The sequence below is a fragment of the Paraburkholderia sp. 35.1 genome (assembly GCF_050436525.1).
GTDB classification, from domain to species: Bacteria; Pseudomonadota; Gammaproteobacteria; order Burkholderiales; family Burkholderiaceae; genus Paraburkholderia; species Paraburkholderia tuberum.
In genome coordinates, this window is record NZ_JBNDMJ010000003.1 from 1,994,131 (window position 1) to 2,018,583 (window position 24,453).

The window sequence follows — 24,453 nt, forward strand, 5'->3', positions numbered from 1 at the left end:
CCCATGGCCTTGTCGGGCTGCTGATGTGGGTATTGCTAGTTGGATTTGCGGAGCATCGCCGTTATTGCGGAGCAAAGAAAAAGGGCCTAGCCGAAGCTAAGCCCTTGAATTCTTTGGTGGGGCGTGAGTGACTCGAACACTCGACCTACGGATTAAGAGTCCGCTGCTCTACCAACTGAGCTAACGCCCCCAACAGAAGCGGAATTATGCAGGATCTTTTTGAGATTGCCAAGCCCTTTTCGCAGTGTTATTAAAAAGATCGCATCGCCCGAACTTGAGCGTTCCCTCGACAAAGCCGCCATCCCGAAAATATCGACGCGTCCAACGCTGCCGGTATCATGTCGCGGACACCTCCCGCACGCAGCATCGCGACTTTCGCCCGGGGATTCCCATGGATGACAAAGAGATTACCGAGCTGCTCGACCGAGTTCTCGCCCCATGGGTCCGGGCGCTCACGTTGACGCCGATCAAGGTCGACGAGGAAAGTGCCACGCTGCGTCTGCCGTTCTCTGGCGAGTGGCGACACTCGGGCGGCATGATCAGCGGCCAGGTATTCATGGCGGCCGCGGATACGGCGATGGTCGTCGCCATCACCGCCGCGCTCGGCGGCTTCAAGCCGATGAGCACGGTGTCGCTGAACATCAACTTCATGCGCGCGGTCCGCAAGGGCGATGTGCTGATCAAGGCGCGCGTGCTGCGCATGGGCCGCAATCTCGTGTTTGGCGAAGTCGAACTGTTCGACGAAGGCGGCAACATGGCGGTTCAAGCCACTACGACTTACGCGCTGCTCGAGTGAATGCGCGTCGGACCCGAGGGGGCCGCCAACACAATCTGCGCGCAGCAAGAGCAAAGGAAAGCAAGGAAAAGCAGCATGTTCGATCAGGTCGTATTCGCGGGCGGCGGCAACCGCTGCTGGTGGCAGGCGGGTTTCTGGGACGTCGTGCAGCCGCAGCTCGACATCCGTCCGCGCGTGATCACCGGCATTTCGGCCGGCGCCGCAACCGCGTGCATGATTTACACGCGCGGCGACGCCGACTGGGTTATGCGCTATTACGAAGACGCACTGCGCCATAACACGCGCAACGCCTACTGGGGCAATCTGCTGCGCGGCGAGTCGGTGTTCCCGCATTACCGGATCTACCGTCAGGCGCTGCTCGATATCTATGGCGACAAGTTTTCCAGGCTCGCGCAGGCGCCGGAAATCCGCATCGGCGTGTCGCATCTGCCGCGCTGGCTCGGCGCGAGAAGTGCGGTCGCGGCAGGGCTGGTCGCGTACAACATCGAAAAATACGTGCGCAAGACGCTGCATCCGACGCTCGGTCGGACGCTTGGCTTTCATCCGGAATTCGTGCGCGCGCAGGATTGCGCGAGCGTCGCCGAGTTGGCCGACCTGATCCTGCAATCGTCGAGTACACCGCCGTTCACGCCGGTTCTGCGGCGCAACGGCCGGCCGGTGCTGGACGGCGGCATGGTCGACAACGTGCCGGTCGGCGCGCTAGATGCCGACGCGCCGGGCAACGTGCTCGTGATGGTCACGCGTCTTTATCCGCGGCCGCAGATGTTCGTCGTGCCACACGGCGTGCAGCAGCGGCTTTACGTGCAACCGTCGCGCAAGGTGCCGATTTCGAGTTGGGATTACACGAGTCAGTCGCAGATGGTGCACGCCTATAACCTTGGCCGTGCCGACGGTGAGGTCTTCCTTGAACGCATCCCTGCATTGATGGGGGCGGGAGCGCACGAAGCGCGATGAGCGACGCGGTGGGGCGGGCACACAGCTGATCCGCCGGCCGGCCACGCCCACCAATTACCGCCGACGGCCGCCCTGCAACGCCTCCGGATTCGCGACACTGGCGGTATCGCCGGCATCGAACGCGAGGACGTTGTTGAACGCCGCCGAAAAATACAGCTCGTAGCTCTCCCGCTCCACGTAGCCGATGTGCGGCGTGCAGATCACGTTCTCCATGCGCAGCAGGCTGTAGCCTTGCAGGATCGGCTCGCTTTCGTAGACGTCGATCGCGACCATCCCCGGACGGTTGTGCGACAGCGCGTTCACCAGCGCACTCTCTTCGAGCAGCTCGGCGCGGCTCGTGTTCACGAGCAGCGCGGTCGGTTTCATGCGCATCAAATCGTCCTGCTTGACGATGCCACGCGTGTCGTCGTGCAGACGCAGATGCAGGGACAGCACATCGCTGGTCTCGAACAGTTCCTCACGACTCGCCGCGACGCTGTAACCATCGGCTCGAGCGGCTTCGCGCGAGTGCTCGCGGCCCCAGATCAGCACGTTCATGCCGAACGCCTTGCCGTAGCCAGCGAGGAGTCGGCCGATCTTGCCGTAGCCCCAGATCCCTAGCGTCTGTCCGCGCAGCACTTGCCCCAAACCGAAGTTCGGCGGCAGCGCCGACGTCTTCAGCCCCGACTGTTGCCAGGCGCCCTGTTTAAGGTTTGCCACGTATTGCGGAATACGCCGTTGGGCGGCCATGATGAGTGCCCACGTCAGTTCGGCCGGCGCGACCGGCGAACCGCTGCCCTCGAGCACGGCAATGCCGCGCTCGGTACAGGCCGCTAGATCGATGTGGCTCGACACTTTGCCAGTCTGACTGATCATGCGCAAACGCGGCAGCTTGTCGAGTAGCTGCGACGTGACGCGGGTACGTTCGCGAATCAGGACGAGGGCGTCGACTTCCGCAAGACGGCTCGCAAGTTGTCCGAGACCGCGCACGGTATTGTTGAATACTTTGACTTCCTGGTCGGCCAGCAATTGAAAGCAGTCGAGCTTGCGAACGGCGTCCTGGTAATCGTCGAGGATGGCAATCTTCATGGTATGTAATTTGCGGTGCACCTCGTTGGTGCGAACCGAATGTTATGCTGACTGTCCCACCATGTGACTTAGGTCACACGTTAGTCTGGCTAGATGCCCTACCGTAGAAGCTGTCGCACACAAAAGAACGGCAACGCTACGTGAGGGCGAATTGAGAACGTTTTTAGCAGTTTGTTGCGTGTTGAGGCAAGCCGCTTTACACAAGGTTGCAGAAGCCTTGTAGGAAGCGCGCCTCCGCCTGGCAAGCTGTGTGGCCCAGGACGATCTGCGCAATCATGCGCCGCCAGTGGAAAATTGACACGTCGGCGCGATGAATTCAATGCCACTCGCATGCAGCGTCCCGCGGGCTTGTACCGTTTTTCTATTGCTTCAAACGGAGACAAGTCGATGAATCATCCCTCGTTCGAAGGCCAGCCCACTATCGAGGCGCCCACATGGATCAAACACCGCAAGCTGATCGACTGGGTCCAGCGCATCGCCGCGCTGACCAAGCCTGAAAAAGTGGTCTGGTGCGACGGCTCGCAGGAAGAATATGACCGCCTGTGCGCGCAGATGGTCGAAGCCGGAACGCTGAAGAAACTCAACCCCGCCAAGCGTCCCAATTCCTATCTCGCCTGGTCCGATCCGTCCGACGTCGCGCGCGTCGAGGATCGCACCTTCATCTGCTCGCAGCGCGCCGAGGACGCCGGCCCCACCAACAACTGGATCGCCCCGGCCGAAATGCGCTCGACGCTCGACGGCCTGTTCGATGGCGCGATGCGCGGCCGCACGATGTACGTGGTGCCGTTCTCGATGGGCCCGCTCGGCTCGCCGATCGCGCATATCGGCGTCGAGTTGAGCGACAGCCCGTACGTCGCGACCAATATGCGCATCATGACGCGCATGGGCCGCAAGGTGTATGACGTGCTCGGCGAGGACGGCGAGTTCGTGCCATGCGTGCATTCGGTCGGCGCGCCGCTCGCGGCGGGCGAGCAGGACGTGTCGTGGCCTTGCAACAAGACCAAGTACATCGTGCATTTCCCCGAATCGCGCGAAATCTGGAGCTTTGGCTCGGGCTATGGCGGCAATGCGCTGCTCGGCAAGAAGTGCTTCGCGCTGCGCATCGCATCGACGATGGGCCGCGACGAGGGCTGGCTCGCCGAACACATGCTGATTCTCGGCGTCACCTCGCCGGAAGGGCGCAAGCATCACGTGGCGGCGGCGTTCCCGTCGGCGTGCGGCAAGACCAACTTTGCGATGCTGATCCCGCCGGCGGGCCTGAACGGCTGGAAAATCTCGACGATCGGCGACGACATCGCGTGGATCAAACCGGGCAAGGACGGCCGCCTGTACGCGATCAATCCGGAAGCCGGCTACTTCGGCGTCGCGCCGGGCACGAGCGAAAAGACCAACTACAACGCGCTCGCCACGTTGAAGGAAAACGTGATCTTCACGAACGTCGCGCTGACCGACGACGGCGACGTCTGGTGGGAAGGCATGACCGACGAGCCGCCGGCGCATCTGATCGACTGGCAGGGCAAGGACTGGACGCCGGCCGAGGCAAAGGAAACCGGCCGCAAGGCGGCGCATCCGAACGCGCGCTTCACGGCGCCGGCTTCGCAGTGCCCGTCGATCGACGCGGACTGGGAAAACCCGGCCGGTGTCGCAATCGACGCATTCATCTTCGGTGGCCGCCGCTCGACCACCGTGCCGCTCGTCACTGAAGCGCGCAACTGGGTCGAGGGCGTCTACATGGCGGCGACGATGGGCTCTGAAACGACCGCCGCGGCGGCTGGACAGCAGGGCGTGGTGCGCCGCGATCCGTTCGCGATGCTGCCGTTCTGCGGCTACAACATGAGCGACTATTTCACTCATTGGCTGAAGACCGGCGAGCGTCTGCAGCAGTTGAGCGCGAAGCTGCCGAAAATCTTCTGCGTGAACTGGTTCCGCAAGGGCGCGGACGGCAAGTTCGTGTGGCCTGGCTTCGGCGAGAACATGCGCGTGCTGAGCTGGATGGTCGGCCGCATCGAAGGCACCGCGCAGGGCGAAGAGCATGCGTTCGGCATTTCGCCGCACTATGAGGACATCGACTGGAGCGGGCTGAACTTCAGCCGCGAGCAGTTCGAGCAGGTGATTTCCGTCGATGACGCTGCATGGCGCGACGAGCTCGTGTTGCACGCGAAGCTGTTTGACACGCTGCAACACGGTCTGCCGCCGGCACTGACTGAGGCGAAGCGCGCGCTCGAGGAAAAACTCGCAGCTTGATTATGTGTGTGCTCACTCAGCATAAAAGCCGCCCTCGGGCGGTTTTTTCGTTTGGGCGCCCGGTTTATTTCCGTTTTTTCGAGTTCCGCAACGGCCGAACGACCGTTGCGTCTGTTCGAACAAAAAAGACGGAGCAGATGCAGCGCAGCAGATTGTTTCTGATTTGGGAATAATCGCTGGTCAGGCCCCGGTTTTATCGACACAGTCATACCAAAATTGACAATATTTCCTATTTTGCGGGCAACTTCTGCACGATTTTGCGAGTCGTAGGAGAATTCCAAGTTCGCTTCACTGGTTTTCACCAATTGTCAGGAAGCAGTAACAAGGCAGGGAGTTGTCCTATGGATCATTTGCAGTCGATGCGAGTTTTCGTCAAGGTGGCGGATCTCGGCAGTTTTGCCCGCGCCGCGAGCGCCATGGATATTTCCAACGCGGTCGCCACCCGTCACGTTGCCGACCTCGAGGGCCGTCTTGGTACGCGGCTGCTCAATCGCACGACCCGCAGCTTGTCGCTGACCGAATCCGGTCAGGTCTACCTCGAGCGCGCCCGTCAGATTCTCGACGAACTGGAAGACGTCGAACAGATGGTGGTCGCTCGCAATCACGAACCCGTCGGCACGCTACGCATCGTCGCGCCCGTCGTGTTCGGGCTGCATAACCTCGCGCCCGTGCTGCAAACGTACGCGGAGCGCTATCCGAAAGTCATTCCCGACGTCACGCTGGTCGATCGTCAGGTGGACCTCGTCGAGGAGGGCTTCGACGTCGGCGTCGTGATCGCGCGGCAAATGCGCAGCGCGAGTATCGTTACGCGGCGTCTGACCACGGGCTGCATGACCGTCTGCGCGACGCCGGCTTATCTGGAAAAGCATGGCATGCCGACGCGTCCCGAACATCTGCTCGAGCACCCGTGCCTGAGCCTGCCATCCGAATACTGGGGCGATGAACGCGTGTTTACGGGGCCGGAAGGAGAAGTGCGCGTGCGGCCGTCGAACGTGATCGTCGCGAACAACACGGAGATGCTGAGACAGTTTGCGCTGCTCGGCATGGGCACCGCGATTCTGCCGAGCTATCTGATCGGTCGCGACATGACGCGCGGCCGGCTCGTGCGTTTGCTCGGCGATTACCGTTTGCCGCAGGTCGAGATCAATATTGCGTACCCAAGCCGCCGTCACCTGCCGGCCAAGGTGCGCACGTTCATCGATCATCTGGTCGAGCACTTCAACCAGACGCCGAACAGCGTGCTCGGCGAGCAGTGGATCAAGGACGGTCTGGAGCGTCCGGCGACGTCGGCCGCGTTCGAGACTGCCGAGTCGCGCGCACCGGAAGCGTTCGATGGCGCCGAGCCGCTGTCGCGGCTTCTCGATAGCGAGCTGTCGCCGGCCGTGCCGAAGCCGATGACGAAGTCGTCCAATCGCAGTCCACGCCCGACTGCGTTATCGCCGCTGTAAATCTCTGAATGTCGAAGCCCGCAGCGATGCGGGCCGGCATTAAAAAGGCGCAGTCACCTCAAGTGACTGCGCCTTTTTTCTTTTTTCATGGACAGATGCGGACTACACCGCGGGCTGTGCACGGATCGCCGACTGCGGTGGCTAATGTAGCTATTCCTGCTACCACCGCGAGCCGCCGATCCGAATCTCGCCCTACTAGCCGGTTTTTCGCGCCGCGGCCTTTTTCGCCGGTGCCTTCTTGGCCGCCGCGGTCTTGGCGGCGGGCGCCTTCTTCGCCGCCACCTTCTTTTCCGCCGGCTCGGCCTTCACGGCGACCGCGGTATCACCTTCGTCCGCTTCCGGCATCGCCTTGGCCGCGGAACGAGCACCCGAAGTCTTCGCCGCTGCGGTCTTCGCCGCCGCCGGCTCCTTCTTCTCGAATTCGAAGCCGATCTTGCCGTCGTTCTGCTTGACGAGGAAAGCTTTGAAGTTACGGCCGGTACGCGACGACTTGAAGTTCGTCAGCAGATCGGTGCGACCCTCCTCGAGCAGTTTGGCCATCTGCTCGCGGGCGATTTCCTGCTGCAGGATCACCTTGCCGGAACGGAAGTCGCACGACTTCGGATTCGCCACCGAGTTTTCGCAGACGTAGCTCATGCCATGCTCGAAAACGCGGCCTTGGCACTTCGGACACGCGCCGACCGGCTGCTGATCGGAGAAGTCGGGCGGCTCGCCGTCTTCGCCGGCCGCGTCCTGGCCGAAGTCGAACTCGAGCTTGTAATTCTTGATCTCGTCGTCGAGCGACAGTTTCAGGATCGCCGAGAACGGCCGCCCCATCTTGCTGCGGAAGCCCGACAGCGGCCCGATCGTCTTGTTCTGCAGCAGTTCTTCGACTTCGGCGATCTCGAACTGACGGCCGCCCGGAATCTTCGAGATCGAGAACTCGCACTTCGAGCACGCGAAACGCCGGTAGTTTTCCTTCACCTGGCCACCGCAATTCGGGCAAGGTGTCTGCAATGTCGCGTAATCGCCCGGGATCGTGTCGGAATCGTATTCCTTCGCGCGCTTGACGATAGTCTGCGTCATGCGCGCGATTTCCTGCATGAATGCGTCGCGTGGCAGGTTGCCGCGCTCCATCTGCGACAGCTTGTATTCCCATTCGCCGGTTAGCTCCGGCGCAGTCAGCTCCTTCACGCCGAGGCCGCGCAGCAGCGTCATCAGCTGGAAGGCCTTGGCGGTCGGAATCAGATCACGGCCTTCGCGGATCAGGTACTTTTCGGTGAGCAGACCTTCGATGATCGCCGCGCGCGTTGCCGGCGTGCCGAGCCCCTTGGCCGCCATCGCTTCGCGCAATTCGTCGTCTTCGACCAGTTTTCCCGCACCTTCCATCGCCGACAGCAGCGTCGCTTCGTTGTAGCGTGCGGGCGGCTTCGTGATCAGTTGCTGCGCGGCGATCTTGTCGGTCTTGACCTTTTCGTCCTTCTGCACCGGCACGAGGTTCGCGTCATCGCCGCTGGTTTCACGGCCGTAGATCTGCAGCCAACCCGGCTCGACGAGCACCTTGCCTTCGGTCTTGAAGTGATGGCCGACCACCTCGGTGATACGCGTCGTCACTCGGGATTCGGCGGCAGGGAAGAACACGGCGAGGAAGCGCTTCACGACGAGGTCGTAGAGCTTCTGCTCCGGCTCGGACAGATTCTTCGGTGCCTGCAGCGTCGGGATGATTGCGAAGTGGTCGCTGATCTTCGAGTTGTCGAAGATGCGCTTGTTCGGCTTCACCCAGCCCTTGTCGAGCACCTGCTTCGCGAACGGCAGGTAGTTGTTGCTCTCCTTGAGCATGCCGAGCGTCTGCTTGACCGTGTCCAGATAGTCTTCCGGCAGCGCGCGCGCGTCGGTACGCGGATAGGTCAGAACCTTGTGCTTTTCGTACAGCGCCTGAGCGAGACCCAGCGTGTTCTTCGCCGAAAAGCCGAAGCGGCCGTTGGCTTCTCGCTGCAGACTGGTCAGGTCGAAGAGCGCGGGCGACAGCTGTGTCGACGGTTTCGACTCCTCGGTCACCGTGCCGAGCTGTCCGCGGCAAGCCGCGACGATCGTCTCTGCCGCTGGCAACGCCCAGAGGCGCGAATCGCGCTTCTCCGGATCGAACTCGTCGCGCTTGAATTTCGGATCGAACCAGCGGCCTTCGTAGAAGCCGCCCGCGCAGACGAACTCCGCCTTCACTTCCCAGTAGTCGCGCGGCACGAAGCGTCGAATCTTCTCTTCGCGCTCGACGACGATCGAAAGCGTCGGCGTCTGCACGCGCCCGACCGTGGTCAGGAAAAAGCCGCCGCCCTTGCTGTTGAACGCGGTCATCGCGCGCGTGCCGTTGATGCCGACGAGCCAGTCCGCCTCCGAGCGGCAGCGCGCCGCGTCGGCGAGCGGCTGCATCTCTTCGTCGCTGCGCAGACGCGCGAAACCGTCGCGGATCGAGCCGGCCGTCATCGACTGCAGCCACAGCCGTTGCACCGGCTGTTTGGCTTTCGCGTGCTGCGCGATCAGGCGGAAAATCAGTTCGCCCTCGCGCCCCGCGTCGCATGCGTTGATCAGACGGTCGATGTCCTTACGCTTCATCAGCCTGGTCAGCACCTTCAGGCGCGACTCGCTCTTCGCGATCGGATTCAGATCGAAATGCGGAGGAATGACGGGCAGATTGGCAAAGCTCCACTTGCCGCGCTTGACTTCGTAGTCGTCGGGCGCGGCGATTTCCAGCAGGTGGCCCACTGCCGACGAAAGGACGTAGTCGTCGCTTTCGTAGTACTCGTCATGCTTGGTAAAGCCGCCCAAAGCGCGCGCGATGTCGTTCGCGACAGAAGGCTTTTCGGCGATGATCAGTGCTTTGGACATGACTCGATGTGAGGTTGGTAGATCCGGGTTGGTGGCCTTGAGCGCCAACATGGCGCGCGGCGCTCGCTTTGAGACCTCTTTCGACCCAATAACGACCGCTTTATAGCACAAGGTGCGAACCCAACGGGCCAAGTGCCATAAAAGCGCGTCATCATAATTGCGCGTCCAGCGGTTGATCAACTGCGGCAAACGCCGCGTGCGGACAGCGATGCCAGCCGCGATGCTGTCCCAAATGATCGGCGGGGGCCTGTGCCGCAAGCCGCGCGTCGCGAGACTTTCCGTTTGACCGGGCGGCGCGCGAGGCCGCCTTCAGGCGACCGCCAGCGCCGGTCGCAGCTTCGGCGCACCGGTTACGCCGGGCAGCGCGGTCAGATCCGACAGCATCCGCTCGACGATCGACACCTGTGGCAAAACCGTACCGAAAAACCGTGTCGTCACCGAGTCTTCGATCAGGACGGTCGGGAAATTCTCGACGTCCAGATCGTCGAACCGATCCGCATGAGTTTCGATGTCGATCCATGCGAAACAGACTTCCGGGTGCCGCTCGGCCAGTTGGTTGAAGGAGTCCCGGTACTCGCGACACGTTCCGCACCACTCCGCGCACAGGCATGCAACGAACAGCGTGTCGGGTTCGTTGACGCGCTCGGCGATCCGGTCCTGGTCGGTGTCGAGGTTCAGCGCGGGCATGAAGTGATTTCCTTGTGTGTTTTGTCGGGTGCTTTGGCGCGAATGTAGCATGGCCGGTCGCGAAAAGTTGCCAATCTGCATTGACGCCGGTCAGTCTCGGCTCAGTCATGATGGGCTCGCATGAAGCGGCCGCCGGGCAGCAGCGTGACCTCGCCGGCGAGTTCGAGCCGGAGCAAGGCGGCGTGCAGGGCGGCATTCTCCATCTCGGTACGGGCGGCGAGAATTTCAAGCGTGGTCGGCGAATGGCCGAGCGCGGCGAGCAGACGCTGCGCGTCAGGGGCGAGCGCCGGCTGCGGGGCCGGCCCGGACGCCGGTGAGTCGGCGAAGGCTGCGGTCGTAGCGGGCAAAGCGGTCCCACCCGACGAAACGTGCAAACCCGCATGCTCCAGCGGCACGGCCCGCTTCGCCGAGCGTCTCGCATCGCCCGCCGGCCGCCGGGCAAAACCGAGCTCCTCCAGCACCTCGTCAGGCGTTTCCACGAGCCGCGCTCCCTGCTTGATCATCCGATGACAGCCGCGCGACAACGGCGCGTAAATCGATCCGGGCAACGCGAACACGTCGCGCCCCATCTCATTGGCAAGCCGCGCGGTAATGAGCGAACCGGAACGCATAGCCGCCTCGACGATCACGACTCCGCTGACCAACCCAGCGATCAGCCGGTTGCGCTGTGGGAAGTTGGCGGCGCGTGCCGGCGTGCCGAGCGGCCACTCCGAGAGAATCGCACCCTGCGCCGCGATCTGCCGCGCGAGCGCTTGATGCGCGGCGGGATAGACGAGGTCCGCGCCGGTGCCGACCACCGCGACCGTTCCGCCGACACCTTCCAACCCGCCCCGATGCGCGGCGCCGTCGATGCCGAGTGCGAGCCCCGATACGACCGTCACGCCCGCCGCCGACAGCTCTCGCGCGAACCGCCGCGCATCCTCGATGCCCTGCGGCGTCGCGCTGCGGCTGCCTACCAGCGCGACCGCGCGCGTATGCAGCAGATCAAGCCGGCCCTTTATATATAGGAGCGGTGGCGGATCGGGCAACGTCAGCAGCGCGGGCGGATAGGCGGGATCGTCGAGCGTGACGATCTGGTTGCCCGGCTGCTCGCGCCATGCGAGCACCGCATCGAGCTGGCCGTCGAACGCTGGACCCGGCGGCGCCAGCACCGCGCGCGCCGCGGCGTCTCCGGCGACCTCCGCGAGCGTCTCCGGCGACTGCGCCAACAGCGCCTGCGGCAGCCCGAATGCGCCCAGCAACAGGCGCAACGCCGCGGGTTTTAGGCCCGGCGCAAGTGACAACCGCAGCCAGGCGGCAAGTTCGATACGGGTCGCGGGCAAGGTCTGCATGCGGGTCGCTCCTCTGGCGGGGCCTGCGGGCAGGCGGGCGCCATGCTAAAATTTTCATCATCCGAAATAAAAACGCGGAAATAAAACGGCAATGAGCCGCGAATAATCGCGGCGCCGCGCTTACCGGCGCGGGTTCGTCGTCGGGCGCACGAGGCGCGTTGAATCGAACCGGTTCGACATCATCTATCCTCTGCGTATTACGACGGGCTCACAACCTGGCCAAATGGCCAACGCGAGCCTCCAACGGTTGGCGGCGTCTCAAATCACACTCGAAATCATGGCTTTACTGAGCATCCTCAATTACCCGGACAAACGGCTGCACAAGGTGGCGAAGCCGGTCCCGGAGGTCAACGACCGTATCCGCCGTCTCGTCGCGGACATGGCCGAAACGATGTACGCGGCGCCCGGCGTCGGCCTCGCCGCCACCCAGGTGGACGTGCACGAACGCGTGATCGTGATCGACGTGTCGGAAACGCACGACGAACTGCTCGCGTTCATCAATCCGGAAATCGTCTGGTCGAGCGAAGAGAGGAAGTTGTCGGAAGAGGGCTGCCTGTCGGTGCCCGGGATCTACGACAACGTCGAGCGTGCCGAGAAAGTGCGCGTGCGTGCGCTCAACGAGAAGGGCGAAACGTTCGAGCTCGATTGCGAGGGGCTGCTCGCCGTGTGCATTCAGCACGAAATGGATCACCTGATGGGCCACGTGTTCGTCGAGTATCTGTCGCCGCTGAAGCAAACGCGCATCAAGAGCAAGATGAAGAAGCTCGCCCACGCGATGTAACGCGCTTTCAACTTGCCTACCGCCCCATTCATGAGTCATTCGTTGCGCGTCATCTTTGCCGGCACACCGGAATTCGCCGCGGCCGCGCTGGCCGCGATTCATGGCGCCGGGTTTGCCGTGCCGCTCGTCTTGACGCAGCCGGACCGGCCGGCGGGTCGCGGCATGAAGCTGCACGCGAGTCCGGTCAAGCGCTACGCGCAGGAGCACGGCCTCGCGGTTGCGCAGCCCACGTCGCTGCGCCGCGCTGGCAAATATCCACAGGAAGCCGCCGCCGGCATCGAGCAACTGCGCGCGACGCCGCACGACGTGATGGTTGTCGCCGCCTATGGACTGATCCTGCCGCAGGAAGTGCTCGACATTCCGCGCTTCGGCTGCATCAACATCCACGCGTCGCTGCTGCCACGCTGGCGCGGCGCAGCGCCGATTCATCGCGCGATCGAGGCGGGCGACGCGCAAACCGGCATCACGCTGATGCAGATGGACGCTGGACTCGACACCGGCGCGATGATTTCGGAAGTACGCACCCCCATCTCCGCCGACGACACCACCGCCACGCTGCACGACCGCCTCGCCGCGGACGGCGCGCAACTGATCGTCGACGCACTGATCGAGCTCGAGCGCAGCGGCAAGCTGACGTCGATCCCGCAACCGGCCGACGGCGTGACCTACGCCGAGAAAATCGCCAAGCACGAAGCGGCGCTCGACTGGCGCCGGCCGGCCGAGGCGCTTGCGCGTCAGGTGCGCGCGTTCGACCCGTTCCCCGGCGGCGCCGGCACGCTCGACGACGGCAGCACCGTCAAGATCTGGGCCGCCACCGCCGTGGCCTCGCCGGCGTCGGGCAGCAACAAGGCGCCAGGCACCATCGTCGAGGTTGCGCCCGCCGGCGTGCTGGTCGCTTGCGGCGAAGGTGCACTGCGTCTGACGCAATTGCAGAAGCCCGGCGGCAAGCGCCTGCCGGTGCGCGAATTCCTTGCTGGCTCGCCGCTCGCCGCAGGCCAGCGCTTCCAGCTTCCCAAGGCGCAATAAGCGCGTGTCGCACGCCGGAGCATCGTCCATTCGGCCGGTGTTCTCCGCGCCCGCCGCGAGCGCGACGCGCGTTAGAATCCTCCATGCAGCAGACCGGGTTTTCGAGGGTGCATCACATGTTCGGCATCGTCCATTTCGAGTTTTTCATCGTCGCGGTTTTTCTCCTGAACATCACGCCGGGGCCGGATACCGCTTATATCGTCGGGCGCAGCGTCGCCCAAGGCCGCGGCGCGGGGCTGATGTCGGCGCTCGGCATTTCGGCGGGCTGCTGCATTCACTCGCTTGCCTGCGCGTTTGGGCTGACCGCGCTGCTGGCCGCGTCGGCCACGGCGTTCACCATCGTCAAATTCGTCGGCGCGATTTATCTGATCTATCTGGGGGTGCGCCTGATCTTCGCGAAGCCGGCCGCTGATGCGCCGGTCGGCGATGCGCGCGCGTCGTCCACGCCCAAGTCGCTGCGGCAGTTGTTCCTGCAGGGCTTCTGGACCAACGTTCTGAACCCGAAAGTCGTGCTGTTCTTCGTGTCGTTCTTCCCGCAATTCGTCACGACGGGCAGCGAACACAAGACCTTCGCGTTTCTCACGCTCGGCGCGGTCTTCGTGCTGATGAGCATGGTCTGGAACAGCTTCGTCGCGTGGATCGCGGGAAGCGTCACGCAGCGTTTCTCGGGCAAACCGGCGGTCAAGCGCTGGCTCGATCGCGGCGTCGGCAGCGCGTTCGTCGGCCTGGGCATCAAACTCGCGAGCGCCTCGCGATGATTGAATTTTCCCGCATCGCCCATATCTAACATTTCGCTTACAATCTGGCGCCGCAATCGCGCGGCACGGAGATGAAGGCCACGCTCGGGGCAAGGAGTTGCAGACATGTTTAACTGGGTGAAAACCGCGATGTTGATGGCCGCGATTACGGCCCTTTTCATCGTGATCGGCGGGATGATCGGCGGGTCGCGCGGCATGATGGTCGCGCTCGTGATCGCTCTTGGGATGAATTTCTTCTCGTACTGGTTCTCCGACAAGATGGTCCTGCGCATGTACAACGCGCAGGAAGTCGACGAAAACAGCGCGCCGCAGTTCTATCGGATGGTGCGCGATCTCGCCACGCGCGCGAACCTGCCGATGCCGCGCGTCTACCTGATCAACGAAGACGCGCCGAACGCGTTCGCCACCGGCCGCAACCCGGAGCACGCGGCAGTCGCGGCGACCACCGGCATTCTGCGCGTACTGTCCGAGCGCGAAATGCGCGGCGTAATGGCGCACGAACTCGCGCACGTGAAGCATCGCGACATTCTGATCTCGACGATTTCGGCGACCATGGCCGGCGCGATTTCCGCGTTGGCGAACTTCGCGATGTTCTTCGGCGGCCGCGACGAAAACGGCCGTCCCGCGAACCCGATCGCGAGCATCGCGGTTGCGCTGCTCGCGCCGATTGCCGGTGCGTTGATCCAGATGGCGATTTCGCGTGCGCGCGAATTCGAAGCCGACCGGGGCGGCGCGCAGATTTCGGGCGACCCGCAGGCACTGGCGTCGGCGCTCGACAAGATCCATCGCTATGCGAGCGGCATTCCGTTCCCGACGGCCGAGGCGCATCCGGCCACCGCGCAGATGATGATCATGAATCCGCTGTCGGGCGGCGGTATCGCGAGTCTGTTCTCGACGCACCCGGCGACCGAGGAACGCATCGCGCGTTTGATGGAAATGGCGCGCACCGGGCGCTTCGACTGAGGCGCCGCGTCGCTCGGCGCGTCGAGCCTGAAGTACTGAAGAGCGGGCCCGCGAGGCCCGCTTTTTTTCACACTGTTCGTCGCCACTGCACGACAGCGTCTGCGGCCACCACCCACGCATGGCGGCGCCCCACCGGCGCCACGCTACAATGTGCGCTGATTGCGCCGCGCGCACCGTGCGGCTTGCCCTTGCTCCCTTCATGACTCCAAAGCCTTCTTCGCGTTCTGCTTCCTCGTCGGCGCGTTCGCGCGAATCCCGTTTGTCGACGCTGCAACTGTCGCCCGAATCGCTCGGGTTCGCACTCGATTGCGCGGCCCAGGCCGTTGGCGCCGTGCGTCTCGGCGCGGCCTTGCCCGCGGCGCTGCAAAGCGTTTTCGTGGCGGTGCCCGAGGACAACGCCGCAGCGGCGCGCGGCGCGGTGCAGGATATCGCCTATCGCACGCTGCGCCGTCTCGCAACCGCCGAGTGGCTGATCGCGAAGCTGGTGAAGAAGGCGCCTCCGCCGCACGTCGCGCATGTGCTCGCGTGCGCGCTCGCGCTGCTCGTCGACGACGAAGCGAGCGCTGCCTACACGCCGTTCACGGTCGTCGACCAGGCGGTCAGGGTGATTGGCGCGCGTCGCGAGTTCGCGTTCGCGAAGGGGCTCGTCAACGCGGTGCTGCGCAACTTCTTGCGCGAGCGCGACACGTTGCTCGCCTCCGTGCAAGCCGATGAAGTAGCGCGCTGGAACTATCCGGCCTGGTGGATCGACGCGGTGAAGCGCGCATGGCCCGAGGCGTGGCAATCGGTGCTGGCCGCCGGCAACACGCAAGGTCCGCTGACGTTGCGCGTGAACGCGCGCCATTCGACGGTCGACGCCTATCTGCAAGTGCTGCAACGCCAGCAGATCGCCGCAAGCAAGGCTGGCGAGTACGCGGTCACGCTCGCGACGCCAATGCCGGTCGAGCGCATTCCGGGCTTCAGCGAAGGTGTCGTGTCCGTGCAGGACGCAGGGGCGCAACTCGCCGCGCAATTGCTCGGCGTGCGCGACGGCATGCGCGTGCTCGACGCATGCGCGGCCCCTGGCGGCAAGACCGGGCATCTGCTCGAACTCGCCAACATTCAACTGGTCGCGCTCGAAAGCGATGCGTCTCGCGCGCGCCGCATCGGCGAAAACCTGCGGCGTCTGAAGCTCGAAGCGGAAGTGCGCATCGGCGACGCGGGCAACCCCGCGCAATGGCACGACGACCTCGACCAGCCGTTCGACCGCATCCTCGCCGACGTGCCGTGCTCGGCGTCGGGCATCGTGCGGCGTCATCCGGATATTCGCTGGCTGCGTCGTCAGTCCGATATCGCCGCGCTCGTCGCCGAACAGCGCCGCATTCTCGACGCGCTGTGGCCGCTCGTGAAACCGGGCGGCGAGTTGCTTTACGTCACCTGTTCGATCTTCCCCGAAGAGGGCGAGTTGCAGGCACAGTGGTTTGGAAACCAGCACCAGGATGCGGTACGATTGGACGCGCCGGGGCAGCTTTTACCCTCAGTTGCCCGCGCGCCCGCCGACCCATCGGCCGGTTCTCATGCTGGACGACCCGCTGAATTCAGCTCCGGCACGAACTCAGACCACGACGGATTTTTCTACGCGCGCTTTCAGAAACGGTGACCATAAAACGCTTCTTCCCGCTTCGGCTCGCTGCCGTGCTCTGGATCGCGCTGGCCGTCTGGCTTGCAGCGCCGGGCGCGGCGCACGCTGACTCGATCGCGGTGCAGCGGGCGTCGCTGCAGGCCGACAACGGCGGCTGGAGTCTCGACGCGCATTTCGAATTCGAGCTGAACAGCAATCTCGAAGACGCGGTCAACAAAGGCATTCCGCTTTATTTCACGACCGATTTCGAACTGAGCCGGCCGCGCTGGTACTGGTTCGACGAGCAGCCGGTCAGCGTGTCGCAAAGTTTGCGGCTGTCGTTCCAGCCACTCACGCGCGAATATCGCGTGTCGAGCGTGCAGTCGGGCGGCTTGCAACTCGGCTTTTCCACGCTCAACGATGCGCTCGCGGTGATCAAACACGTGACGTCGTGGCACGTGATCGACCGCAATCAGGTGCGGGTCGGTGAAACCTATAACGCGTCCGTGCGCATGCAACTCGACATCGGGCTGATGCCCAAGCCGTTCCAGATCGACGCGGTGAACAACCGCGACTGGAACCTCGCCTCCGATTGGAAGCGCTTCACTTTCACGGCCGCCGATCGTGCTAAATAAAGTGCGCTCATCTTCCACCAGTGTCAGCAGCATCGTCGTGCGCGTGCTCGTGTCGACGGTCGCGGTGACGGCCGTGTTGCTGCTCGTGTTGCTGGCCGCCGCCAGCGCGAACACCGAATTCTTCGACCGCTATTACCAGTGGCTGTATGCGGCCAACGTCGCGGTCGCGTTGATCTTTCTGCTGGTGGTGGCGACGCTCGTCGTCATCATCATCGTGCGATTACGCACGGGCAAATTCGGCACACGGCTGCTCGCGAAGCTCGCGTTCTTCATGGCGCTGGTCGGTGTGGTGCCGGGCGGCATCATCTACATCGTGTCGTATCAGTTCGTGTCGCGCAGCATCGAGTCGTGGTTCGACGTGAACGTCGAAACCGCGCTCGCGTCCGGCCTCAACCTCGGGCGCGGCATGCTCGACGCGTCGCTGTCCGATCTGCAGACGAAGGCGCGTCTGATGTCCGAGCAGCTCGCGAGCGCGGATGCGGCCGGCACCACGTTGACGCTGCTGCGTTTGCGCGACCAGTTCGGTGTGCAGGACGCGACGATCGTCGAGCCGACCCGCAGCATGTCTGGCGCGACGCCGGACATGCACGTGGTCGCGCAGGCGTCCGGCAACTACGCGATGCTGCTGCCGAACGATCTGCCGACACCGCTGATGATCGAGCAGGCGCGTGGCCACGGCTATGCGGCGATCGAAGGCGAAGTGGACGGCGATCCGAATGCGCACGGCGGCAAGGGAGCGCTGCGTCTGCGCGTGGTGCAGCGTATTCCCGATGCGAACGCGTCGCTATTGCAGCCCGCCGAGCGCTTCCTGCAACTGACGCAGCCGGTCTCGACGACACTCGCGCGCAATGCCGACTCGGTGCAGCGCGCGTATCGCGAGTATCAGGAGAAGGCGCTCGGCCGCACCGGCTTGCGCAAGATGTACATCGGCACGCTGACCCTGTCGCTGTTTCTCGCGACCTTCATCGCGATGATGCTCGCGCTGGCGCTCGGCAATCAGCTCGCGCGGCCGCTATTCCTGCTCGCGCAGGGCACGAAGGAAATCACCGAGGGCGACTACACGCCAAAGCGCGAGATCAAGTCGCGCGACGAACTCGGTTTCCTCACGCAGTCGTTCAATGCGATGACGCGGCAGTTGTCGGAAGCGCGCGGGGCGGTCGAGAAAAATCGTATCGCGCTCGAGCATTCGAAGGCGTATCTCGAGAGCATCCTCGCGAACCTGACCGCGGGTGTGTTCGTGTTCGACCGGCAATTCCGGCTGACCACCGCGAATCGAGGCGCCGAGCGGATTTTCCGTCAGCCGTTCCAGACGGTGCTCGGCTCGTCGCTCGATCAGATCGGCGTGCTCGGCGAATTCGGCGCGATTGTGCGCAAGGCATTCGCCGATCGCGAAGCGGCGAGTGAAGACGGCCATGACGACAACGGCCATTGGCAGCAGCAGTTCTCGGTGCCGGTGCCCGGCGAAACCGAGCCGCTCACGCTGCTCGTGCGCGGCGCGCGCCTCCTCGCGGCGAACGAGCGCGACGCTGAAGGCATGCAGACCGCGGGCTACGTGATCGTGTTCGACGACATCTCCGACGTGATCTCCGCGCAGCGTTCGATCGCATGGGGCGAAGTCGCGCGGCGCCTCGCGCACGAGATCAAGAATCCGCTCACGCCGATTCAACTGTCGGCCGAACGGTTGCAGATGAAGCTCGCCGACAAGCTTGCGCCGTCGGATGCGGACGTGCTGAAGCGCGGCGCGACGACGATCGTCAATCAGGTCGCCGCGATGAAGCAGATGGTCGACGATTTCCGCGACTACGCGCGCACACCGCCCGCGGTACTCGCGCATCTGCAATTGAATGGTCTGGTCAGCGAGGTGCTCACGCTGTACGGTATCGAAGAAGGCAAGGGCGCGATCCAGGTCGAGCTGGCGGCCTTGCCCGCGATACGCGGCGACGCGACGCAGTTGCGTCAGGTGATCCACAACCTGCTGCAGAACGCGCAGGACGCGGTCGCCGAAGTCGCGCATCCGCGTGTTTTGCTCGAGACGAGGACAGTAGAATACGGAGACCCCGACGCGCAAGGCAAGGCGCGCGTCGCGGTCCGTCTGACAGTGTCGGACAACGGACCAGGCTTCCCCGCGCGTATCCTCACGCGCGCGTTCGAGCCGTACGTGACGACCAAGGCCAAGGGTACGGGTCTAGGGCTTGCGATGGTCAAGAAGATCGTCGACGAACATGGCGCGCGCATCGACATTCGCAATCGCATGAAGGCCGGCGACGTGATCGAAGGCGCGCAGATTTCGATTCTCTTCCTTCAACTGGCGGACGACCCCGCGCAGCCGGGTGCACCTGGTTCGGGTGCCCATCCGGCGCACGGCGGCGCGTCGCAGGGAACGACAAAAGCAACAGTGCAGACAAGGGCAGCGTAAATGGCAACCATCCTGGTGGTAGATGATGAAATGGGCATCCGGGAACTGCTCTCGGAGATCCTCAGCGACGAGGGACACGTCGTGGAGGCCGCTGAAAACGCGCAGGAGGCGCGCGAGTTCCGTCTGCGTCAGGCGCCGGACCTCGTGCTGCTCGACATCTGGATGCCGGACACCGACGGCGTGACGCTGCTCAAGGAATGGGCCGCGCAAGGTCAATTGACGATGCCCGTGATCATGATGTCCGGTCACGCGACGATCGACACCGCGGTCGAGGCCACCAAGATCGGCGCGCTCAACTTCCTCGAAAAGCCGATCGCGTTGCAGAAGCTATTAAAGGCGGTCGAGCAGGGACTCGCGCGTGGTAACGCGGCGGCCGTGCCTGGCGGCGTGGCTGCGAAGCCGGCGTTGCCGGTCAGCGCATCGTCAGTCGCGTCGGCGGCCGCGTTGCCGATACTGTCGTCCGATGGCGTCGGCGGCGGCACGCTCGTCGCGCAAACCGCGTCGATCTCGTTCGACATTCCGCTGCGCGATGCGCGCGATGCGTTCGAGCGCGCGTACTTCGAATATCACCTCGCGCGCGAGAACGGCAGCATGACGCGTGTCGCGGAGAAGACCGGTCTCGAGCGCACGCATCTTTATCGCAAGCTGAAGCAACTCGGCGTCGATCTCGGCAAGAACAAAGGGGAGTGAGCGCCACGTATTGCATGCGAACGCGGCCCGGCAGATTATTTATGAAAGGGCTTGCTGAACTGCGGATCGCTTGATATAGTTTCGTTCTTCGTTGGCCCGGTAGCTCAGTTGGTAGAGCAGCGGATTGAAAATCCGCGTGTCGGTGGTTCGATTCCGCCCCAGGCCACCAGGATTCAGCCCCAGGAAATCGCAAGATTCCCTGGGGCTTTTCCGTTTGGCGGACAAGTCGTCACTTCGGCTTGCCATGCAGTTGAAGCCGCGCGGGTGGGACAGCTGGCGTCGGCGACATTCGGTGTCGCGTGATAAAATCGCGCCAGTTCAAGGACTTGCATGCAGGCATCGCACGCGGTCGTGCGCCGCGCGAATGCAGTGCCGAGCATGTCGCACCGAAGCACCCAATCCTTCGCCCGACGATCGGCGGTATAAGCGCCCAGCCACGTTCCCGCGCAACGCGCGACCTATACTGCTTTGGGCCGGCACAGTGCCGGCACACGTCGCGCCGCGTTGCTTGCATGGCGCACCTCGCGCAGCGCGACGTGGCACTCTCATTCACGGAGTATCACGGTGATCCGCAAAGACGCTAAGCGTAGCGCGCTCGTGCTGTTTTCCGGCGGCCAGGATTCCGCCACGTGTCTTGCGTGGGCGCTCGACCGTTACGACACGGTCGAAACGGTCGGCTTCGATTATGGTCAGCGTCATCGTGTCGAACTCGAATGCCGCGAAGGATTCCGTCAGGCCGTCGTGCGTGCGTTTCCGGCGTGGGCCGATCGTCTCGGCGACGATCACACGATCGACCTGTCGCTGCTCGGCGCGATCAGCGACACCGCGATGACGCGCGAGATCGAAATCGAAGCCACGGCCAATGGCTTGCCGAACACGTTCGTGCCGGGCCGCAATCTGATGTTCATGACGATCGCCGCGGCCATCGCGTATCGGCGAGGTTTGCAGGTGCTGGTCGGCGGGATGTGCGAGACGGACTTCTCGGGCTACCCCGATTGCCGCGACGACACGATGAAGGCGCTGCAGGTCGCGCTGAATCTCGGCATGGACGCGCGTTTCGCGCTGGAGACGCCGCTGATGTGGCTCGACAAGGCCGACACGTGGCGCCTCGCGCGCGCGCTCGGCGGCGACGCATTGGTGGAACTGGTGCGCGTCGAGACGCATACCTGCTACGTCGGCGAACGGGCCGAGTTGCACTCATGGGGCTTCGGCTGCGGCGAATGCCCGGCATGCCGGTTGCGCAAACGTGGCTATGAGGCCTACCTCGCCGGCGAAAAAGTCACCGAGCCGGTCTGACGGCTCGCGCGAGAGCGCCCATCATTGAGCATCGTTGATTCAGGAACACAGGACAGAAAGCAGCATGACGTACGCGGTCAAGGAAATTTTCTACACGTTGCAGGGCGAGGGCGCGAATGCCGGGCGGCCGGCCGTGTTCTGCCGTTTCGCGGGCTGCAATCTGTGGTCCGGCCGCGAAGAGGATCGCGCGGACGCCGTCTGCCGTTTCTGCGACACCGACTTCGTCGGCACCGACGGCGAGAACGGCGGCAAGTACCGCACACCTGACGAACTGGTCGCGATGATCGCGTCGCAATGGCCGCAAGGCGAGGGCGAACGCTTCGTCGTGTGCACTGGCGGCGAGCCGATGCTGCAGCTCGATCAGCCGCTCGTCGACGCGCTGCACGCGGCCGGCTTCGAGATCGCGATCGAGACCAACGGCTCGCTGCCGGTGCTCGACACGATCGACTGGATCTGCGTGAGCCCGAAGGCCGACGCGCCGCTCGTCGTGACGAAGGGCAACGAACTGAAGGTCGTGATCCCGCAGGACAACCAGCGCCTCGCCGACTACGCCAAGCTCGACTTCGAGTATTTCCTCGTCCAGCCGATGGACGGCCCGTCGCGCGACATCAACACGAAGCTCGCGATCGACTGGTGCAAACGTCATCCGCAGTGGCGCCTGTCGATGCAGACTCACAAGTATCTGAACATTCCCTGATTTGCCGTGCTGACGATTACCCGAAAACTCGAATTCGACGCGGGCCACCGCATTCCCGATCACCGCAGCCAGTGCCGTAATCTGCATGGCCATCGCTACGTGCTCGAAATCACGCTGCTAGGCGATCTGGTCGACACCGAAGGCGCGCCCGATCGCGGCATGGTGATGGACTTTGCCGACGTGAAGTCGCTCGCCAACGAGCACCTGGTCGACAAGTGGGACCACGCGTTTCTCGTCTACGAAGGCGACACGCAGGTGCGTGGCTTCCTCGACAGCATGGCGGATCACAAGACGGTCGTGATCGATCGCATTCCGACCGTCGAAAACCTCGCCGCGGTTGCGTTCGACATTCTCGCGAACGTCTACGACGCGCACTACGGCGTGAACCTGCGCCTGCACAAAGTGCGTCTGTACGAGACGCCGAATTGCTGGGCCGAGGTGGTCCGCGACTCGCTTCCCACCTGAATCCACGCCCCGCCGCGCGAACGAACTTCTCGCGTTATTGTCACGGTATGATCGTTCCGACCAACACACGGAGCGAGACATGCCGGTCACCGCATCGCGTCGCAGCAGGCAACGAGGCCGTCAGCGCCCCGGTGCCTGCCTGATCCACTATCTGGCCCCGCTTCGCATTGCAAACCTGCGCGAGGCCAGCCGATGAGCACCTTCACCAACTCCCTCAAACAACGTCTGAAGGACAATGCGCCGCTGATCGGGCTGTGGTTGTCGCTCGGCAGCGAGGCCGCCGCGGAAGCACTCGCGCACGCCGGCTTCGACTGGCTGCTGATCGACATGGAGCACGCGCCCAACGATAGCGGCGGCGTCGAATCGCAATTGCGCGCGATTGCCGCCGCCCATCTGCCGAGCGAGCCGGTGGTGCGGGTGCCCGCGAGCGAGCCGTGGCTCGTCAAGCGCGTGCTCGACGCCGGCGCGCGCACGCTGATGTTCCCGAACATCGAATCCGCTGAAGACGCGGCACGCGCCGTGCGGCTCACCCAATATCCGACCGCCGAGGCGCTCGACGGCCTGCGCGGCGTCGCGGGCGTCGTGCGCGCGGCCGGTTACGGCATGCGGCGTGATTACGTGCAGACGGCCAACGCACAGATCGCGACGATTGTGCAGATCGAATCGGCGCGCGGCTTGCAGGAGGTCGAGCAGATCGCGGCGACGCCGGGCGTCGATTGCCTGTTCGTCGGGCCGGCCGATCTGGCCGCGAGCCTTGGTCATCTCGGCGACGCGAAACACGCGGACGTGCAGGCGGCGATGGCGCGTATCGTCAGCGCGGCGGACAAAGCCGGCATTGCCGCCGGCATCTTCGCGATGGACGTGGCGAGCGCGCGGCAGCATCGCGACGCCGGTTTTCGCTTCGTCGCGCTAGCCGCCGACGTGATCTGGATGTTGCGCGCGACGCGCCAGGCATTACAGGAGGTGAGGTCATGAACGGCAGAGTGCAGAGGGGCGCCGGGCGGATGATCACGCGAGTGACCGCGCAAGTGACCGCGCAAGTGACCATGGCGGTGGCGCTGCTCGCGACTGGCGCGTGGAACGCCGCGTATGCACAGGATCACGTCGCCAAGGCGAACGATCCGCAGACGCAATCCGCGGTGGCCGACTACAACGCCGGCAATCTTGGCGCGGCGCTGAGCGAATTCCGCCAGGCCGCCGAGCGCGGCAGCCGGCTTGCGCAGTTCAACTACGCGATGATGCTGCTCAACGGCGAAGGCACGCCGGTCAACGTCGACGAAGGCAAGAAGTGGCTGCGTAAGGCCGCCGACGCGAACATGTCGCACGCGCAATACGTGTACGGCAAGATGTACGACGATGGCGAGTTCGTCGGGCGCGATCCGGTGGAGGCGCATCGCTGGTTCATGAAGGCGGCCGCGCAGGGCCATGTGCAGGCGGAGCTCGCACTCGCGAATCAGTTCCTCGACGGACGCGGTACCGAGCGTGACAACAAGCAGGCGTTCGTCTGGTACAAGAAAGCGGCGCAGGGCGGCGACATGACCGCGCAGTATGTGACCGGCTCGTTCTACGAGCGTGGCGGCGATGGCGTCGACCGGAATCTGAATGTGGCGCGCGCATATTACGCGGCCGCGGCGGCGCAGGGCGATCCGGCCGCGCGCCTGAAGTATCAGCAGTTGAGCGCGCAGCTGCGCGATCAGAAGGAAGTGAAGCCGCAGTAATGAAGCAGCAATAAAGCA

Annotated in this window: 21 protein-coding genes and 2 tRNA genes; 18 read left to right on the plus strand and 5 right to left on the minus strand. The window is 64.0% G+C overall.

The window, feature by feature from the left end; translation table 11 throughout:
* Positions 1-114: 114 nt before the first annotated feature.
* A tRNA-Lys gene (locus OKW27_RS29365) sits at positions 115-190 on the minus strand.
* 201 nt (positions 191-391) lie between these two features.
* Between OKW27_RS29365 and OKW27_RS29370 the strand changes: the two genes are divergently transcribed.
* Positions 392-796: a PaaI family thioesterase gene (locus tag OKW27_RS29370; RefSeq protein ID WP_018418954.1), complete on the plus strand. Its 405-nt coding sequence runs from the start codon at positions 392-394 to the stop codon at positions 794-796.
* A 75-nt stretch (positions 797-871) separates the two neighbouring features.
* The gene (locus OKW27_RS29375; RefSeq protein ID WP_429335563.1) at positions 872-1,750 is read left to right on the plus strand and encodes a patatin-like phospholipase family protein; all 879 of its coding nucleotides are present in this window, start codon (positions 872-874) and stop codon (positions 1,748-1,750) included.
* 54 nt (positions 1,751-1,804) lie between these two features.
* Here OKW27_RS29375 and OKW27_RS29380 read toward each other — a convergent pair whose 3' ends face one another.
* Positions 1,805-2,818: a D-2-hydroxyacid dehydrogenase family protein gene (locus OKW27_RS29380; protein ID WP_429335564.1), complete on the minus strand. Its 1,014-nt coding sequence runs from the start codon at positions 2,816-2,818 to the stop codon at positions 1,805-1,807.
* A 387-nt stretch (positions 2,819-3,205) separates the two neighbouring features.
* Here OKW27_RS29380 and OKW27_RS29385 point away from each other — a divergent pair, with 387 nt between their 5' ends.
* Positions 3,206-5,062, plus strand: coding sequence for a phosphoenolpyruvate carboxykinase (GTP) (locus OKW27_RS29385; protein ID WP_429335565.1), 1,857 nt, complete (start codon positions 3,206-3,208; stop codon positions 5,060-5,062).
* Positions 5,063-5,403: 341 nt separating this feature from the next.
* Positions 5,404-6,510 (plus strand): LysR family transcriptional regulator, encoded by a 1,107-nt coding sequence (locus OKW27_RS29390; RefSeq protein WP_090802249.1) that lies wholly within the window; start codon positions 5,404-5,406, stop codon positions 6,508-6,510.
* A gap of 195 nt (positions 6,511-6,705) precedes the next feature.
* Here OKW27_RS29390 and OKW27_RS29395 read toward each other — a convergent pair whose 3' ends face one another.
* The 3 genes from OKW27_RS29395 to dprA form a co-directional block, all read right to left on the minus strand.
* Complete coding sequence (locus tag OKW27_RS29395; RefSeq protein WP_090802248.1) at positions 6,706-9,372, minus strand: DNA topoisomerase III; 2,667 nt, start codon at positions 9,370-9,372, stop codon at positions 6,706-6,708.
* A 309-nt stretch (positions 9,373-9,681) separates the two neighbouring features.
* Positions 9,682-10,059, minus strand: coding sequence for a thioredoxin family protein (locus OKW27_RS29400; RefSeq protein ID WP_018418960.1), 378 nt, complete (start codon positions 10,057-10,059; stop codon positions 9,682-9,684).
* Positions 10,060-10,160: 101 nt separating this feature from the next.
* Positions 10,161-11,390, minus strand: a complete 1,230-nt coding sequence (dprA, locus tag OKW27_RS29405) for a DNA-processing protein DprA (RefSeq protein WP_090802245.1) — start codon at positions 11,388-11,390, stop codon at positions 10,161-10,163.
* Positions 11,391-11,667: 277 nt separating this feature from the next.
* On the opposite strand from dprA, the gene def reads away from it, so the two are divergent.
* From def to OKW27_RS29475, 14 genes are all read left to right on the plus strand, one after another.
* Positions 11,668-12,171, plus strand: coding sequence for a peptide deformylase (gene def, locus OKW27_RS29410; protein WP_429335566.1), 504 nt, complete (start codon positions 11,668-11,670; stop codon positions 12,169-12,171).
* Positions 12,172-12,201: 30 nt separating this feature from the next.
* On the plus strand, positions 12,202-13,197 hold the full coding sequence (gene fmt / locus OKW27_RS29415) for a methionyl-tRNA formyltransferase (RefSeq protein ID WP_429335567.1): 996 nt from the start codon (positions 12,202-12,204) through the stop codon (positions 13,195-13,197).
* Between the two features lie 116 nt (positions 13,198-13,313).
* Positions 13,314-13,955, plus strand: coding sequence for a LysE family translocator (locus OKW27_RS29420; RefSeq protein WP_429335568.1), 642 nt, complete (start codon positions 13,314-13,316; stop codon positions 13,953-13,955).
* A gap of 105 nt (positions 13,956-14,060) precedes the next feature.
* Positions 14,061-14,918 (plus strand): zinc metalloprotease HtpX, encoded by an 858-nt coding sequence (htpX, locus tag OKW27_RS29425; protein WP_018418965.1) that lies wholly within the window; start codon positions 14,061-14,063, stop codon positions 14,916-14,918.
* Positions 14,919-15,117: 199 nt separating this feature from the next.
* On the plus strand, positions 15,118-16,557 hold the full coding sequence (rsmB, locus tag OKW27_RS29430; RefSeq protein WP_429335569.1) for a 16S rRNA (cytosine(967)-C(5))-methyltransferase RsmB: 1,440 nt from the start codon (positions 15,118-15,120) through the stop codon (positions 16,555-16,557).
* Positions 16,554-17,153 carry a DUF4390 domain-containing protein gene (locus OKW27_RS29435; RefSeq protein WP_090802240.1) on the plus strand — a complete coding sequence of 200 codons (600 nt, stop codon included), beginning with the start codon at positions 16,554-16,556 and terminating at the stop codon, positions 17,151-17,153. The genes rsmB and OKW27_RS29435 overlap by 4 nt, the downstream gene beginning before the upstream one ends.
* Entirely contained in the window at positions 17,143-19,569 is a 2,427-nt protein-coding gene (locus tag OKW27_RS29440; RefSeq protein WP_429335570.1) for an ATP-binding protein, read from the plus strand. The genes OKW27_RS29435 and OKW27_RS29440 overlap by 11 nt, the downstream gene beginning before the upstream one ends.
* Positions 19,570-20,259 (plus strand): response regulator transcription factor EsaR, encoded by a 690-nt coding sequence (gene esaR / locus OKW27_RS29445; RefSeq protein WP_184051110.1) that lies wholly within the window; start codon positions 19,570-19,572, stop codon positions 20,257-20,259.
* 93 nt (positions 20,260-20,352) lie between these two features.
* Positions 20,353-20,428 (plus strand) — tRNA-Phe (locus tag OKW27_RS29450).
* Between the two features lie 395 nt (positions 20,429-20,823).
* Complete coding sequence (queC, locus tag OKW27_RS29455) at positions 20,824-21,555, plus strand: 7-cyano-7-deazaguanine synthase QueC (protein WP_090802235.1); 732 nt, start codon at positions 20,824-20,826, stop codon at positions 21,553-21,555.
* Between the two features lie 64 nt (positions 21,556-21,619).
* Positions 21,620-22,252, plus strand: a complete 633-nt coding sequence (gene queE, locus OKW27_RS29460) for a 7-carboxy-7-deazaguanine synthase (RefSeq protein WP_090802234.1) — start codon at positions 21,620-21,622, stop codon at positions 22,250-22,252.
* 9 nt (positions 22,253-22,261) lie between these two features.
* Complete coding sequence (gene queD / locus OKW27_RS29465) at positions 22,262-22,717, plus strand: 6-carboxytetrahydropterin synthase QueD (protein ID WP_090805502.1); 456 nt, start codon at positions 22,262-22,264, stop codon at positions 22,715-22,717.
* A gap of 192 nt (positions 22,718-22,909) precedes the next feature.
* Entirely contained in the window at positions 22,910-23,692 is a 783-nt protein-coding gene (locus tag OKW27_RS29470) for an HpcH/HpaI aldolase family protein (protein ID WP_187612103.1), read from the plus strand.
* Entirely contained in the window at positions 23,689-24,435 is a 747-nt protein-coding gene (locus tag OKW27_RS29475) for a tetratricopeptide repeat protein (RefSeq protein WP_429335571.1), read from the plus strand. Before OKW27_RS29470 ends, OKW27_RS29475 begins: the two co-directional genes overlap by 4 nt.
* The last annotated feature ends 18 nt before the right edge of the window (positions 24,436-24,453 follow it).